General features: G+C 71.1%; 16 protein-coding genes and 1 pseudogene. 3 read left to right on the plus strand and 14 right to left on the minus strand.

The window, feature by feature from the left end; translation table 11 throughout:
• On the minus strand, positions 1-614 hold a 614-nt coding region (gene rpsB / locus ACR2FV_RS04385; RefSeq protein WP_434014481.1), incomplete at its 3' end, for a 30S ribosomal protein S2.
• Between the two features lie 236 nt (positions 615-850).
• On the opposite strand from rpsB, the gene ACR2FV_RS04390 reads away from it, so the two are divergent.
• The gene (locus ACR2FV_RS04390) at positions 851-2,008 is read left to right on the plus strand and encodes an aminotransferase class I/II-fold pyridoxal phosphate-dependent enzyme (protein ID WP_434014482.1); all 1,158 of its coding nucleotides are present in this window, start codon (positions 851-853) and stop codon (positions 2,006-2,008) included.
• Positions 2,009-2,486: 478 nt separating this feature from the next.
• Here the strand turns inward: ACR2FV_RS04390 and ACR2FV_RS04395 are convergent, their stop codons facing one another.
• Positions 2,487-2,660, minus strand: a complete 174-nt coding sequence (locus ACR2FV_RS04395) for a hypothetical protein (protein WP_434014483.1) — start codon at positions 2,658-2,660, stop codon at positions 2,487-2,489.
• A gap of 223 nt (positions 2,661-2,883) precedes the next feature.
• Between ACR2FV_RS04395 and ACR2FV_RS04400 the strand changes: the two genes are divergently transcribed.
• On the plus strand, positions 2,884-3,813 hold the full coding sequence (locus ACR2FV_RS04400; RefSeq protein WP_434014484.1) for a tyrosine recombinase XerC: 930 nt from the start codon (positions 2,884-2,886) through the stop codon (positions 3,811-3,813).
• A gap of 229 nt (positions 3,814-4,042) precedes the next feature.
• Here the strand turns inward: ACR2FV_RS04400 and ACR2FV_RS04405 are convergent, their stop codons facing one another.
• The 12 genes from ACR2FV_RS04405 to rpsP all read right to left on the minus strand — a co-directional run bounded on the left by ACR2FV_RS04405 (position 4,043) and on the right by rpsP (position 13,105).
• Positions 4,043-4,714 (minus strand): M23 family metallopeptidase, encoded by a 672-nt coding sequence (locus ACR2FV_RS04405; protein ID WP_434014485.1) that lies wholly within the window; start codon positions 4,712-4,714, stop codon positions 4,043-4,045.
• A complete protein-coding gene (dprA, locus tag ACR2FV_RS04410; protein WP_434014486.1) occupies positions 4,714-5,847 on the minus strand; it encodes a DNA-processing protein DprA in 1,134 nt (377 codons plus the stop codon). The genes ACR2FV_RS04405 and dprA overlap by 1 nt, the downstream gene beginning before the upstream one ends.
• A 49-nt stretch (positions 5,848-5,896) precedes the next feature.
• On the minus strand, positions 5,897-7,432 hold the full coding sequence (locus ACR2FV_RS04415) for a YifB family Mg chelatase-like AAA ATPase (protein ID WP_434014487.1): 1,536 nt from the start codon (positions 7,430-7,432) through the stop codon (positions 5,897-5,899).
• Complete coding sequence (locus tag ACR2FV_RS04420; protein ID WP_434014488.1) at positions 7,432-7,917, minus strand: YraN family protein; 486 nt, start codon at positions 7,915-7,917, stop codon at positions 7,432-7,434. Before ACR2FV_RS04420 ends, ACR2FV_RS04415 begins: the two co-directional genes overlap by 1 nt.
• Before the next feature lie 144 nt (positions 7,918-8,061).
• The gene (locus tag ACR2FV_RS04425) at positions 8,062-8,382 is read right to left on the minus strand and encodes a DUF2469 domain-containing protein (protein WP_434014489.1); all 321 of its coding nucleotides are present in this window, start codon (positions 8,380-8,382) and stop codon (positions 8,062-8,064) included.
• Positions 8,372-9,097 (minus strand): ribonuclease HII, encoded by a 726-nt coding sequence (locus ACR2FV_RS04430; RefSeq protein ID WP_434014490.1) that lies wholly within the window; start codon positions 9,095-9,097, stop codon positions 8,372-8,374. The genes ACR2FV_RS04425 and ACR2FV_RS04430 overlap by 11 nt, the downstream gene beginning before the upstream one ends.
• On the minus strand, positions 9,094-9,843 hold the full coding sequence (lepB, locus tag ACR2FV_RS04435) for a signal peptidase I (RefSeq protein WP_434014491.1): 750 nt from the start codon (positions 9,841-9,843) through the stop codon (positions 9,094-9,096). The genes ACR2FV_RS04430 and lepB overlap by 4 nt, the downstream gene beginning before the upstream one ends.
• A gap of 88 nt (positions 9,844-9,931) precedes the next feature.
• Entirely contained in the window at positions 9,932-10,291 is a 360-nt protein-coding gene (gene rplS / locus ACR2FV_RS04440; protein ID WP_434014492.1) for a 50S ribosomal protein L19, read from the minus strand.
• A 183-nt stretch (positions 10,292-10,474) separates the two neighbouring features.
• On the minus strand, positions 10,475-11,680 hold the full coding sequence (trmD, locus tag ACR2FV_RS04445; protein WP_434014493.1) for a tRNA (guanosine(37)-N1)-methyltransferase TrmD: 1,206 nt from the start codon (positions 11,678-11,680) through the stop codon (positions 10,475-10,477).
• Between the two features lie 6 nt (positions 11,681-11,686).
• Positions 11,687-12,265: a ribosome maturation factor RimM gene (gene rimM / locus ACR2FV_RS04450; protein ID WP_434014494.1), complete on the minus strand. Its 579-nt coding sequence runs from the start codon at positions 12,263-12,265 to the stop codon at positions 11,687-11,689.
• A gap of 22 nt (positions 12,266-12,287) precedes the next feature.
• Positions 12,288-12,530 carry an RNA-binding protein gene (locus tag ACR2FV_RS04455; RefSeq protein ID WP_434014495.1) on the minus strand — a complete coding sequence of 81 codons (243 nt, stop codon included), beginning with the start codon at positions 12,528-12,530 and terminating at the stop codon, positions 12,288-12,290.
• Positions 12,531-12,532: 2 nt separating this feature from the next.
• The gene (gene rpsP, locus ACR2FV_RS04460; protein ID WP_434014496.1) at positions 12,533-13,105 is read right to left on the minus strand and encodes a 30S ribosomal protein S16; all 573 of its coding nucleotides are present in this window, start codon (positions 13,103-13,105) and stop codon (positions 12,533-12,535) included.
• Positions 13,106-13,363: 258 nt separating this feature from the next.
• On the opposite strand from rpsP, the pseudogene ACR2FV_RS04465 reads away from it, so the two are divergent.
• Positions 13,364-14,202, plus strand: a pseudogene (locus ACR2FV_RS04465) (hypothetical protein); the annotation flags it as partial.

A 14,202-nucleotide genomic window follows, 5' to 3' on the forward strand; every position in this document is an offset into this window, starting at 1 on the left:
TCGTTGCCCGGCACCTTGAAGTCGACCTCGTCGGGGTCGCAGTTGGTGTCCAGGATCGCGATGACCGGCACGCCAAGCTTGCGGGCCTCGGTGACGGCCAGGTGCTCCTTCTTGGTGTCGACGACCCACACCGCGGAGGGAACCTTGCCCATGTCGAGGATGCAGCCGAGCGCGCGGTCCAGCTTGTCCTTCTCGCGGCGCATGATCAGGAGCTCCTTCTTGGTGTAGCCGGAGGCCGCCACGTTGTCGTAGTCGAGCTCCTCCAGCTCCTTCAGGCGGGTGAGCCGCTTGGAGATGGTCTGGAAGTTGGTGAGCATGCCGCCCAGCCAGCGGTGGTTGACGTACGGCATACCGACCCGGGTCGCCTGCTCGGCAATGGACTCCTGCGCCTGCTTCTTGGTCCCGACGAAGAGGATGGTCCCGCCGTGGGCGACGGTCTCCTTGATGAAGTCGTAGGCCTCGTTGAGGTAGGTCAGCGACTGCTGCAGGTCGATGATGTAGATGCCGTTGCGCTCGGTCATGATGAAGCGCTTCATCTTGGGGTTCCACCGGCGGGTCTGGTGCCCGAAGTGGACGCCGCTCTCCAGGAGCTGGCGCAGGGTGACGACGGCCATGCCGTGTCTCGCTTTCTGTGTGGTGTGCAGTTGGTCCTGGCACGGGCGACGGGCCTCACCTGCTCCAGGGAGCAGGACCGCGAGGGCACGCCCCGCCGGTTCGAAACGGCGGTGGGCTCGTGCGCGAATTCGTCAGGCGCTCACACGGGTCGTGGACACACCGGACGTGCCCCCATGGTATGCCGTGCGCTCGCCTCGCCGAAATCCGCGGGGCGCCCGCTGGGTACGGTGCAACCATGGGCAACCCACTGATCGAGCGCATGTCCGGCTTCGGCAGCTCCGTCTTCGCCGAGATGACCCAGCGGGCCCTGCAGTTCGACGCGGTCAACCTCGGCCAGGGTTTCCCCGACAACGACCCGCCCGCCCAGCTGCGCGAGGTCGCCATCGCCTCTATCGAGGGGGGCCTGAACCAGTACGCCCCGGCCCGCGGAATGCCGGTGCTGCTCGAGGCGATCGCCGATCACCAGCGCCGGTTCTACGACCTCGAAGCGGATCCGCAGACCGAGATCCTGGTCACCGTCGGGGCCACCGAGGCACTGACCGCCTCGATCCTGGCGCTGCTCGAGCCAGGTGAGGAGGTCATCAGCTTCGACCCCTCCTTCGACATCTATGCCGCCGCGGTCGCCCTGGCCGGCGGGGTGCACCGCACGGTCCCCCTGGCCTTCCCGGACTGGTCCTTCGACCCGGCCGACCTGGAGGCGGCGGTCACCGACCGCACCCGCATCATCGTGCTCAACGACCCGCACAACCCCACCGGCAAGGTCTTCAGCGACGCTGAGCGGCAGGCCGTCGCCGACGTGGCTATCCGGCACGACCTGATCGTCATCACCGACGAGGTCTATGAGCACCTCACCTTCGACGGCCGCCGGCATACCCCCCTGGCCACCCTCCCGGGTATGACGCAGCGGACGCTGACCATCTCCTCCGGCGGCAAGACCTTCTCGGCCACCGGGTGGAAGGTCGGCTGGGTCCACGGCTCCGCTCGGCTGGTCGATGCGGTCGCGGCGGTCAAGGGAATGCTGACCTTCGCCGCCTCCGGACCGTTCCAGCCGGCCATCGCGCGCGGCCTTGGCCTGCCCGATGTCTTCTTCGCCGAGCTCACCTCGGGCATGGCGGCCAAGCGCGACGTGCTCGTCGAGGCGCTCACCGACGTCGGTGTCTCGGTCGGTCCCTGCCAGGGCGGCTACTTCGTCGTGGCCGACATGGCACCGCTCGGGGTCACCGACGCCGTGCAGTTCTGTCGCGACCTGCCCGAGCAGATCGGCGTGGTCGGCGTCCCGGTCTCGGCGTTCTGCCACGAGACCGGGGCCGTGGCCTCGCTGGTCCGCTTCGCCTTCTGCAAGCAGGAGGCGGTGTTGACCGAGGGCGCCCGACGTCTCGGTGCCCTCGGATGACGCACCGGCCCGATCGTGCACCTGACCGACCAAGACCCTCGCTGCGTCGGGCAAGGATCGGCACCTGCCCGGGGCCTGCCCCAGCGGCAGGCTGACGCGCTGATGGGTGTCGCTGCTGTGGCCAGCGACGACGGTGTGCGGGCCCGAGCGTCGAACGACAGATCGTTCAGAAGGACCGAGCCCTCTCAGAAGTGCCTGTAGACCTGCCGCATCGGATGTCCGAGGCCGTCCTGGATCCACCGCAACTCTGAGTCAGGGAGGATCCCGCCGCGCGAGGGGTTCAAGACAACCAAGGCGCAACTGGCCCAGCCGATCGTGTCGTCGTACTCGAGGTCGTTGAGGCTGATCTACGCCGCACAACACTGCATCCGGACATCGAGCGCCCTGGTCGCGCCGCAGTCAAGTCGCCGGCACGCCTCGGTCGCCTGCTGGTCCCACCACTCGAAGCTGTGCCCCGCACCACACCGGGGGCACCCGATCAGCGCGCCGAAGGCGGTGGGGTCACGTTGAGCTGAGCCTGCGCCAGCAGCTCCGCGCTCACCTCGCCTCGGGGAACGAGAGAGATCAAGCGGCGCTCGGCCTCCCCCCACGACTCCGGGTCTGGTCGCCACCAAGGATCGGTCGGCATCAGACTGAGCTCGAAGTCACTCATGAAGCCCATCATTGAGATTGGGGTCGAAACCAGCAAGTCCGTCTCACCGGTTCTCCGCGCACGCTCGACGACTCATCTCGGACAGCCCTGATCGCTTCCGGCAAAGCAGCTCCGGTCCGGAAGTCACGGACGCGGCGCGAGCAAGGGGACGTCCCGCATTGACCCATGCCCAGGGGCGGCCCGGTTGCGGATCACAAGGGACCATCCGTGCGACGGTAGAAACGTGAGCACGGAAGGCGATCACCGCGTCATCGACGAGGCGTTGCTCGCCGACTTCGAGCAGTGGCTCATCATTCAACGTGGCCGCTCGGCGCACACCGTGCGCGCCTACCTGGGTGACCTGCGCTCGCTCGACTCCTTCCTGCAAGCAGGTGCCGTGCCGGATCTGCGCGAGGTCCGGTTCGGCGACCTGCGCGCTTGGTTGGGTGCTCAGTCCGCCGACGGGGCGGCCCGTTCGACAGTGTCTCGACGGTCGGCGAGCGTCAAGACGTTCTTCCGGTGGGCCCAACGCCAGGGCCACCTCGACCACGACCCCTCGCTGCGCCTCACCGCGCCGGGCAAGGAACGGCACCTGCCCGGTGTCCTGGCCCAGCGGCAAGCTGACGCGCTAATGGGGGTCGCAGCTGTGGCCAGCGACGACGACGACCCGGTGCACATCCGCAACCGCGCCATGCTCGAGCTGCTCTACGCCACGGGGATCCGGGTCGGCGAGCTGACCGGTCTGGACGTCGACGACATCGACCTGGCCGACCGGACGGCGCGGGTCACCGGCAAGGGCGATAAGCAGCGCATCGTGCCCTTCGGGACACCGGCTGCCCGCGCGATTCAGGCCTACCTGGACGGGGGACGCCCCCGGTTGGCCGGCGACCGCTCGGGGCCCGCGCTTTTTCTCGGTCGGCGCGGCGCACGAGTCAACGCCCGACAGGTCCGCACTGTCGTGCACGAGCTGTTGCGCAGCGTGCCCGACGCCCCCGACCTGGGCCCGCACGGACTTCGGCACAGCGCAGCGACCCACCTGCTCGACGGTGGCGCCGACATCCGCACGGTGCAGGAGGTGCTCGGTCACGCCAGCCTCGCCACGACCCAGCTGTACACCCACGTCTCGACCGAGCGCCTCCGCACGGCATACCGACAAGCACACCCCCGCGCGTGAGCACGCCCCGGGGACCGCACCAGCCTTGATGAGCTGCGCGAGAATGGAGGCAGGTCGGACGATGACCATGGCGCGCGAGAGGCGACGAGGGCGGTTCTGGCTGACCCGGAACTGCTGAAGGCTCACCGTGTCGGCCAGGTTGCTCTCACATCCGGCGACCACCTCGACATCGACGAGCTCGCCGCGAAGATGCGAGAATCCGGGCGTCTCGGCTGACGGTGCAGACCGGTCAGTCCAGCGGCAGAAGCGACACCTCCCAGCGCTGCAACAACAACAGAGGGTCGAGGTAGGTGTCCCCGCGCTTGGCGCCCAGGTGCAGGCAGGCGCGCACCACGCAGTGGCCGCCGGGGCCCAGGGTGGCCAACACCTGTCCGGCCCGCACGTGCTCGCCACGCTCGACACGGTCCTGGACCGGCTGATAGGTGCTGCGCAGCCCGTCCGGATGCTGCACCGAGACGACACCGACGCCGGCGATCACCCCGCTGAAGGCGACGATCCCGTCGGCCACGGCGCGCACCGGCTCGCCGGCGAACGCGCCGAGGTCGATGCCCCGGTGGCCCCGCAGCCAACGCTGCTCGGGAGCGTCGAACCGGTGCACCACCGCGGGCTGCCCGGTCAGCGGCCACTCCCAGACGGCTCCCTCGCGTGTTACCTGCCGGGAGGCGACGACCAAGGCGTCGCGTAGGTGTGCCAGACCCATGACCAGCGTCGACGCTCCCGGAGGCGTCCGCTCATCGTCGGGTGCCTGTGCCCACGACGTGCCCACCGACGGAGTCACCAGGCCACCCACCCCGAGCAAGACCGCCATGAGCAAGACCGTCACGAGGCGCGCGACCCGGACATGGACGATCATCCGGTGCGGCATGCGGGTCATCGGCAGCGGCATCCGTGATCGGGTCATCAGCGGCGCACCCATCCGTGCCCCTTGCGCTGCGCCTGGCCGGCGACGTCGAGACGGCCCAGCGCACCGATCGTCTCGGCGGCGCCCAGACCCGCGACCCGGGTCAACGCATCGACGCTCATCGCACTCATGCGGGGCCCCGGCAGGCTCTGCCAGACCCGCTGCGCCACGCCGTCGAGGCCGTCCCGGGGCAGCTCCGGACCGCGCTTGTCGGGGGCCAGGTCCGCGCCGATCCCGCCCACGAGGTCGGCGACCTCCGCGGCGTCGGTGACCAGCGTCGCCCGCTCCCGGCGGATCTCCTCGTGGCAGCCCGCCGAGACCATGGAGGTGACCGGTCCAGGCACGGCGCCGACGGGACGATTGAGGTCCAGGGTGGCCGAGACGGTGCTGCGGGCGCCCGAGCGCAAGCCGGCCTCCACGAGGACCGTGCCGGCACCCAGAGCGGCGATGACCCGGTTGCGGGCCAGGAACCGCGTGCGCATCGGCGCAGACCCCGGCGGCATCTCGCTGACCACCGCACCGCAGCGCCGGATGTGGTCGAGCAGCTGCGTGTGCGCCGCCGGATAGGACCGGTCGACCCCGCAGGCCAGCACCGAGACGGTGGCTCCGTCAACGGCGAGAGCGGCCCGGTGCGCGGCGGCGTCGATGCCGAACGCGCCCCCGGAGACGACCGCAAAGCCGCGGTCGGCCATGCCGGCGGCGATCTCACTGGTGGCCGAGCTGCCGTAGGCCGTGCAAGCCCGAGCCCCGACCACCGCGACACTGCGCTGGGTCACCTCCTGCAGGTCAAGCGGGCCCTGCACCCACAGTGCCCACGGCGGCATCTCCAGGCCGTCCACCACCAGGGGCCACTCCGGGTCACCCGGCACGAGCACCCGGGCACCGACCCGATCGGCGATCACCAGATCACGGTTGACGTCGAGGGTGTCGAGCCGGGCCTGGAAGCGGTCGGACAGCCCGGTGATGCCGGCGGCGCTCCCCCTTCGGGCGATGTCCAGACCGTCGACCAGGCCGTAGACCGCGATGATCTGCCGGGCGAGCTTGTCGTCCGGCTCGGCGATCCGGGCCCAGGCCATCCGGGCTCGACGCTCGTCGCCGGTCCTGCCCGTCGGCAGTGTCGGCGCCGCGCTCATCGGCGCACCGCCTCATCGCCGGCGCTCTCCACACAGCGCTCGGGCGGCCTCATGCCGCCAACCCCGATCCGGTGCGCAACGCCAGGGCAAAGCAGGTGTCGTCGCGGGTCGGGCACCCTCTCCCGTCGAGGTCGCTCACTGTCCAGGCGACGCGCAGACAACGGTCGTAGCCGCGCAGCGTGAGCTCACCGCGATCCAGCGCGGCGTCGAGGTCACGCGTGACAGGACGTGGCAGCCGGTGCTCACTCGTGCGCAGATGGTGACCGGGGGCCTCCCCGTTGACCCGCCATGACCTGCCGGCCCACCGGGCCTCCTGGGCCGCCCGAGCCTGCGCCACGCGACGAGCGACGGACTCGGTCGGCTCACCGGCGCCTCCCGCGAGATCCACCCGGGTCAGCGCCTGCACGCCGATGCGCAGGTCGATGCGGTCCAGCATCGGGCCGGACAGCTTGGCGAAGTATCTGCGCCGGGCCTGCGGCGTGCACTCGCACGCCGCTGCTTTGCCGTGCCCCCGGCCGCACGGACACGGGTTGGCCGCCAGCACCAGCTGAAAGCGCGCGGGCAGCCGGACGTGCCGGTCGGCCCGGGCGATCACCACCTCCCCGGACTCCACGGGTTGGCGCAGACCGTCGAGCACGTCGCGGCGGAACTCAGGAGCCTCGTCCAGGAACAGCACCCCATGATGGGCGCGGGACACCGCCCCCGGGCGGACCCGCCCGCTGCCCCCGCCGATCACGGCGGCCATCGACGCCCCGTGGTGCGGGGCGACGAACGGCGCCCGCTGCACCAGGGCCCCGTCGCGGGGCAGCACCCCCAGCACCGAGTGAATGCCGGTGACCTGCAGCGCTGCCGCCTCGCTCAGTGGCGGTAGCAGGCCCGGGAGCCGCTCGGCGAGCATGGTCTTGCCCGCACCGGGCGGGCCGAGCAGGAGCAGATGGTGCCCTCCGGCGGCTGCCACCTCCAGGGCTGTGCGCGCCTCCACCTGGCCGACCACGTCGGTGAGGTCGGGCAGGGTCTGCGGCACACTCGGCACGGGCGTCGGCATGTGGTCCGGCGGCGCGTAGCCGTCCGCGAGGGCCCGGTAGTGCGTGACGACGTCGGTCAGGCTCCGCACGGCGTGCACCCGGACCGCACGGACCAGTGCCGCCTCACGGGCACTGGCCGCCGGCACCATGATCTCCCGCACCCCGGCCTGCGCCGCGGCCAGGACCATCGGCAGCACGCCGGGCACCGCCCGGATCGAGCCGTCCAGCCCGACCTCGCCCAGGTGCGCGGTGCCGCCGACCGCAGCAGGGTCGAGGGTGTCGTCCGCGGCCAAGAGGGCCACGGCGATGGCCAGGTCGAAGCCGCTGCCTGTCTTGGGCACTCCTGCCGGCGACAGGTTGACGGTCCACCGGCGGGGTCGCAACCGCAACCCCGAGGTGGCGGTCGCTGCCCGCACCCGGTCGGCGGCCTGGGCACACGCCGTGTCCGGCAGTCCGCTGAGCACGAAGTGCGGCAGCCCGTCGCTGCCCTGCGCCTCGACCGTGACGACGTGCCCGTCGACACCGTTGATGCCGACCGCCTGGGTCCGCGCGAAGCCCATCAGCAGACCCCGCGCAGATGCTCGATCTCGCACGGCCCCTGCCGGGGCACCACGATCCCGATGACGTCGACCCGGATGTCAGCCGTTCGCAGCGCGCGGCGTGCACCGGCCGGGCCACCCGGACCGGAATCCCCCGTCCTGTCCCGGGCACGGGCACGCAGCCAGAGGCCGGCGAGCCGACGCAACCGGGCGGCCTTGGCCGGGGTCACCGCCTCCACCGGGGAGCCGAAGCGTGCCGACCGCCGGGTCTTGACCTCGCAGAACACCACGGTGTCGCCGTCGCGGGCGACGATGTCGATCTCTCCGGCGGCGCACCGCCAGTTGCGGTCCAACAGCTCCCAGCCGCGAGACTCCAGCTCCCTGCACGCCTGGTCCTCGCCGAAGTCACCCACGGCCCTGGCCAGCCGGTGCGGCATGCCGCCGGAGCTCACCGCCGCGCAGGACTCATCGCCGACATGCTGATCCGCAGCACGCTCATCTGCCACCCGTTCATCTGCACCACCTCCGCGGCCAGCCTGGCCACGGACCACGTGGAGCGCGAGCCCCCGAGGCCAGGCTGTGGATGACCCGACCCGCCCGGAAGGGATGTTGACAACAGCCCGCCAGCGGGGCCGTGGGGGGCCGCTCGACTACTCGGAGAAGCCGCTCTTGGGGATCTCCAGGTCGGCCTGGGCCAGCTCCTCGACGTTGACGTCCTTGAACGTGATCACCCGTACGTTCTTGACGAACCGCGCCGGCCGGTAGACGTCCCACACCCACGCATCGCTCATCGTCACCTCGAACCAGGTCTCCCCGTCTCCCGTGCGCACCTGCACGTCGACCTCGTTGGCCAGGTAGAACCGGCGCTCGGTCTCCACGACGTGGCTGAACAACCCTGCCACGTCGCGGTACTCGCGGTAGAGCGCCAGCTCCATGTCGGTCTCGTAGCGCTCCAGATCCTCAGCGCTCACTCTCCACCTCCTGCGCCCCGGTCAGGTTCCAGCTGCGTCGATGGTGCCCACACGGCCCGTGCTCACGCAACGCGGCCTGGTGCTCCGGCGCGGCATACCCCTTGTTGTCCGCCCACCGGTATGCCGGGTGCTCAGGATCGAGGTCGAGCATCAGGGCGTCGCGGGTCACCTTGGCCAGCACACTGGCCGCAGCGACGGAGGAGCAGCGCAGGTCGGCCTTGATCAGGGTCCGCACCGGTGGTCCCACCGGGGTGTGGTCCTCCAGGAAGCCCAGCAGCCCGACCTGCTGCGGGTCCGTGAGCCAGTCGTGGTTGCCATCCAGCAAGACCAGATCGGGGGTGAGGTCCGCCAGAGCGGTCAGCGCCCGCTGCCCCGCCAGGCGCAGACCGGTCATGATGCCGTGGTCGTCGATCTCCTGCGGCCAGGCGTGCCCGACCCCCCAGCTCAGGCACCACCGCTTAATCCGGGGCACCATCCGCTCCCGCGCTGCGGCGGACAACAGCTTGGAGTCCTTGACCCCGGTCGGCGCGGACCGGCACGTGCCGTCGATGGCCACGACCCCCACGCTCACCGGGCCGGCGAGCGCACCGCGACCGACCTCGTCCATCCCGACCAGCACGGCATACCCCTCGCGCTGCAGCGACCGCTCGAGCCGCAGACTCGGCTTGCGGCTGTGCTGCCCTCTCGTGGCCCGGACACCGGCGACGGTGCTCACGGGTCGGGCACCGAGGTCAGCGTGGTCGGGTTGTCGAACCACTCGGCCCGCCCCAGCGGCCACACCAGGGTCATCGCCTGACCGACCACGTGGTCGGTGGGCACCGATCCGGTGGCGCCACTGCCGTCGTCGTTGGCGCGGGAGTCGCGGGAGTTGGTGCGGTGATCGCCCATCACCCAGATGCTGTCGTCGGCCACCGTCACGTCGAACGGCTGCTGGCTCGGCGCGTCGCCCGGGTAGAGGTAGTCCTCCTCCAGGGGCTGGCCGTTGACACTCATCCGCCCCTGCGCGTCGCAGCACTCCACGCGGTCGCCGGCCTTGCCGATCACGCGCTTGATCAGGTGGTTGCCCTCGGCGGTGGCCGCCAGGCCGACGAACTCCAAGGTGGAGACCACGACGTCCAGCACCGGCCCCCGGGCGGGCTCGGTGCTGGTCGGGAGCCAGCCGCCGGGGTCCTCGAAGACCACGATGTCACCGCGGTCGATGCCCGTCGGACCGGCCTGGATCTTGCTGACCAGCACCCGGTCGCCTACTTCGAGCGTCTCCTCCATGGAGCCGGAGGGGATCCAGAAGGCCTGCACCAGGAAGGTCTTGATCACGAACGAGATGACCAGCGCGATGACGGCGATAATGAGCAGCTCACGCACGAACCGCCAGAGCGGACCGCCGCCGGACGCATCGCCGGCGCGGTCGTCGCCAGGCGCGTCCTCCCCCTGGGCGGGAGGCGCGGGGGTCTCATCCGTCACTGCGCTGGTCCTTCACCGAGGGTCGAAGTCGGCGGAGGCCCGCCGACCCCGACACTAACCTCCGCCCCTGGACGAATGCCGCATGCGCTCAGCGGCTGGGCGTGGTCTCGCGCTTCTCGCGGATCCGGGCCGCCTTGCCGCGCAGGTTGCGCAGGTAGTAGAGCTTGGCGCGGCGCACGTCGCCGCGGGAGACCAGCTCGACCTTGTCGACGTTGGGCGAGTGCAGCGGGAAGGTGCGCTCGACGCCCACCCCGAAGCTGATCTTGCGGACGGTGTAGGTCTCGCCGATCCCCCCGCCGTGGCGGCGGATCACGATGCCCTTGAAGACCTGGACGCGGGAGCGGTTGCCCTCGATGACCTTGACGTGCACGTTGATGGTGTCGCCGGCGCGGAAGTCCGGCATGTCGTCACGGAGGCTGGCGGCGTCCACGAGGTCGAGCTTGTGCATGATCGCTTCGCTTTCTCGCAGGTGCCACAGGTCACCCACGGCGGTCGGCCCCCCGAGGTATGCCGGGCGGCTGGCTGACTGAGGTCGCGTCCCCTCGGGCTGCTCGCACGCTCCCCCTGTGGCAGGGGCACGAGGAATGGGGAGTCCGATGTGGACGCAAGGATCCAGTCTGCCACAGCCGGGTCACGGCTGGAAATCGCCTGGCCGCCCCGGATGCGGCTTGTGCAGGGCCACCGTGGGCACCCCGCGGTATGCCGAGCGCTCCCCGATCCGGTAGCCGGCCCGCCGGTACATCCGCAGGTTGGCCGCCGAGTGGGCCCCGGTGATGAGCGCGAACCCGGTGACGTCGTCCGGGGCGGCGGCCTCGGCGTGCTCCAGCAGCGCCCGGCCCAGTCCCCGGCGCTGCAGGTCGGGGGCCACCATGAGCCGCCCGATGTCCCAGACCGTGCCTTCTCGCCGGGCACGCACCGAGCCGATCAGCCGGCCCTCGGCCCGCACCACCCAGGTACACCACCGCGTCAGGTCGGCGCGGACCTGGTCCAGGTCGTCGGTCAGCGCGGGGATGGCGAAGCTGTCGTGGTCGCGGCCCTCCTGCAGCCAGCAGGCGCGGGACAGGGTGAGAATCTCCCCGGCGTCGGCGGGCACCGCGAGCCGCAGGTCCAGATCGCCCAGGTCGTCCAAGGCCAGGACGGCCATCCCGTCGAGCAGGTCGGGGCGTCGCCGCACGGTGCGCTCCCGGCGCTGGGCGGCGCGCCATCGGGCGATCGCCTCGTGGTCCCCCGACCGGAGCACGGCGGGGACCTCGCGACCCCGCCAGATCGGGGGCTTGGTGTAGCCGGGGTACTCCAGCAGCCCGCCGGTGTGTGACTCCTCGGCCAGCGACTCGGCGTTGCCGAGCACGCCGGGCACGAGCCGCGCGATCGCCTCGATCATCGCGAGGGCCGCGACCTCGCCACCGTTCAGCACGTAGTCGCCCAGGGACAGGACGGACACCGGCATCTGGTCGGCGTACTCGTCGTGCACCCGCTCGTCGATCCCCTCGTAGCGGCCGCAGCCGAAGACCAGCCACGGCTCGGTCGCCAGGGCCTCGGCGACCGCCTGGGTGAAGGGAGCCCCACCCGGCCCCGGGATGACCAGGTGCGGCATCCGACCGGGGGAAGCGGCACCGCATACCTCATCGAGGGCCTCCCCCCACGGCTCGGGGCGCATCACCATGCCGGGGCCGCCGCCGTAGGGCGTGTCGTCGACCGTGCGATGCCGGTCGTGGGTCCACGCGCGCAGGTCGTGGGTGCGCACGTCCAGCAGGCCCTCCCGTCGGGCGCGGCCGATGAGGGACAGGTCAAGGGGTGCGAGGTAGTCCGGGAAGATACTCAGGACGTCGATCCGCACCTGCGCTCACTCCCCCGTCGCGTCGAGATCCAGCAGGCCGGCCGGGGGGTCGACGACGACCCGTGCCGCGCCCTGGTCGCCCCCGTCGTCCGGGAGCACGATCTCGGTGACGATCTGCTCCACGAAGGGCACCAGGGCGTCGCGCCCGTCCGGGAGCCGGACCCCGAGCAGGTCCTGCACGTCGCGGGTATGCAGCGCGCTCACCTCGCCGAGCACGGTCCCGTCGAGGAGCGTGACAGGGAGGCCGAGCAGCTCCTCCTCATACCAACCCTCGTCATCGACGTCCGCGTCGCTGCGAGCTCCGCCCCCCTGGTCCTGCGAGCGGACGTCACCGGACAGCAGACGTGTGTCCCGCAGCGCCTCGGCGGCGCTGCGGTCGCGCACGCCCTCGAAGCCGAGCAGGAAGACCCCCTGGTGCTGCCGGACCGTCGCGATGGTCAGCGGTCCCGGGTCGGAGGGGTCGGTGGCGAACTGTGCACCCTCGACGAACCGATGCTCCGGGCGGTCGGTGTGCGTCTGGACCGTCACCTCACCGCGCAGCCCGTGCGGCTTGCCGATGCGGGCCACCACGTGGGTCGAAACCATGGGCCTGCCGAGCGAGCGTCGGTCAGCGGATCCGGTCGGTGTCGACGATGTCGACCCGCACCTTCTTGCCGCCGGACAGCGCGCCGAGCACGGTGCGCAGCGCGCCGGCGGTGCGCCCGCGGCGGCCGATCACGCGTCCGAGGTCGTCGGGGTGGACCCGGACCTCGAGCACGTCGCCGAATCGGGCGTTCTTCTGCCGCACGACAACGTCGCCGTCATGGTCGACGATGCCCTTGACCAGGTGCTCCAGGGCCTCCTCGAGCATGCTCAGGCCTCAGCGCCGGACTGCGCCGGCTGCTGGGCGTCCTCGCCGGTGGTGCCCTCGGGCTCCTCGGCCGTGGCCGTCTCCGCCGTGGACTCCTCAGTCTTCTCAGCCTCGGCCTTCGGCTCCTCGGCCTTCGCGGACTTCGGCTCCTCGGCCTTGGCCGATTTCGCGCCCTTCGGCTCCTCGGCCTTCGCGGACTTGCGGGAGGCCGGGGCGCCGGAGTCGGACGAGCCCTCTGCCTTCGCCAGGGCGGCCTCGTAGCGGGCCTGCTTGTTGGGGCGGGGCTCGCGCACCTTCAGTGTGCCCTCGGGGTCACCCTCGCCGGTGTGCTTGGCCCAGTCACCGGTGATCTTCAGCAGAGCCAGCACCTGCTCGGTGGGCTGTGCGCCGACCCCGAGCCAGTACTGCGCGCGCTCGGATTTGATGTCGATCAGCGACGGCTCCTGGGTGGGCTGGTACTTGCCGATCTCCTCGATCGCGCGTCCGTCGCGCTTGGCGCGGGAGTCCATGATGACGACGCGGTAGAACGGTGCACGGATCTTGCCCATGCGCTTCAGGCGAATCTTGACAGCCACGTGTGCGGTGTCTCCTCATTCTTGGTCTGGATGAGCAGCCGCAGGACCGCGTGGGGAAGCACGCGCGGTGCGACCGCTCGAAGTGGACACGTCCAGGCGCGGTGAGAGGGGCCGGCCGGTCGAGTACCCGCCCAGTGTGCCAGATCTGCGCGTGCCTGCGGAAACCGCGGCAAGGAAGTGCGGCGGAAGCGACCCGCTTATGCTGAAACCGGCGCCGCAGGACCGGAGCCTGTCGAGACGACGACAAGGGGAGTCATCATGGTCGACCACAGCATCCGGGGACATCGACAGGTCGGCATCCGCAGACGCGCCGCAGCCGCCGCCGTCGGTGGACTGCTGCTGCTCAACGGCTGCGGTGATCCCGCCCCCGAGGTGGTGGAGCCCGAGGCCCCGGCCTCTCCCACGACGAGCGAGGCGCCGGCGACGACCGAGGAGGAGTCCCCCACGACCGGGGAGGAGTCCCCCACGACGAGTGAGCAGGAGTCACCCACCTCCGCGGGGCAGCCCTCGGCCGACCCCGATGCCCAGGGTCCCGACCCGTCGGACGCCGACCAAGTCACCAACCTTGCGCTGTGCGGGGACGACACCTACGACACGGTGGACGACCGCTGCCCGCAGATGTCATCCGACTTCACCACCAGCGCGCTGCACTGCACCGCCGACGCCCAGATCGACCAGGCCGGTCCGCTGGAGGTGCGCTTCTACCGTGACGGCGGGCTCGCCTTCCAGGTGGGCGCAGACATCCCCGAGGCGTCCGTCGGCAACCAGGTGCCGCTCTACGCCGACATCAACGTCGGTCGCCTGGAGCTGCCGCAGGGCACCTGGGTCTGTGAGCTCGTCCTGCCCGGCGACACACGGGAGACCGGTGAGACCACTGTTCAGGGTCCCGGGGAGCGGTTCTCGCAGGGCAGCGCCTGCAACAACTCCGCGGTGTTCGAGGAGGGACCGGTGACGCACTGTCTGCAGGACGCCGGCACCCTGGCCCCCAGCACCCCGGAGATCGGCTGCAGCGGGGTCGTCACCGATGTGCTCGACAAGGAGATCGAGATCCGGGCGGAGTGGGAGAACGAGGAGTCGACGGGGTGGCGGACCCTGGG

Origin of the sequence: Ornithinimicrobium sp. (assembly GCF_051004135.1) — a bacterium.
Taxonomy (GTDB): domain Bacteria; phylum Actinomycetota; class Actinomycetes; order Actinomycetales; family Dermatophilaceae; genus Ornithinicoccus.

Bases quoted from the DNA above. Each gene is read 5' to 3' on its own strand.
- ACR2FV_RS04390 (WP_434014482.1), top strand. From the start codon at position 851: ATGGGCAACCCACTGATCGAGCGCATGTCCGGCTTCGGCAGCTCCGTC.
- ACR2FV_RS04395 (WP_434014483.1), bottom strand. From the start codon at position 2,660: ATGAGTGACTTCGAGCTCAGTCTGATGCCGACCGATCCTTGGTGGCGA.
- ACR2FV_RS04405 (WP_434014485.1), bottom strand. From the start codon at position 4,714: ATGACCCGATCACGGATGCCGCTGCCGATGACCCGCATGCCGCACCGG.
- dprA (WP_434014486.1), bottom strand. From the start codon at position 5,847: ATGAGCGCGGCGCCGACACTGCCGACGGGCAGGACCGGCGACGAGCGT.
- ACR2FV_RS04415 (WP_434014487.1), bottom strand. From the start codon at position 7,432: ATGGGCTTCGCGCGGACCCAGGCGGTCGGCATCAACGGTGTCGACGGG.
- rplS (WP_434014492.1), bottom strand. From the start codon at position 10,291: ATGCACAAGCTCGACCTCGTGGACGCCGCCAGCCTCCGTGACGACATG.
- rimM (WP_434014494.1), bottom strand. From the start codon at position 12,265: ATGGTTTCGACCCACGTGGTGGCCCGCATCGGCAAGCCGCACGGGCTG.
- ACR2FV_RS04455 (WP_434014495.1), bottom strand. From the start codon at position 12,530: ATGCTCGAGGAGGCCCTGGAGCACCTGGTCAAGGGCATCGTCGACCAT.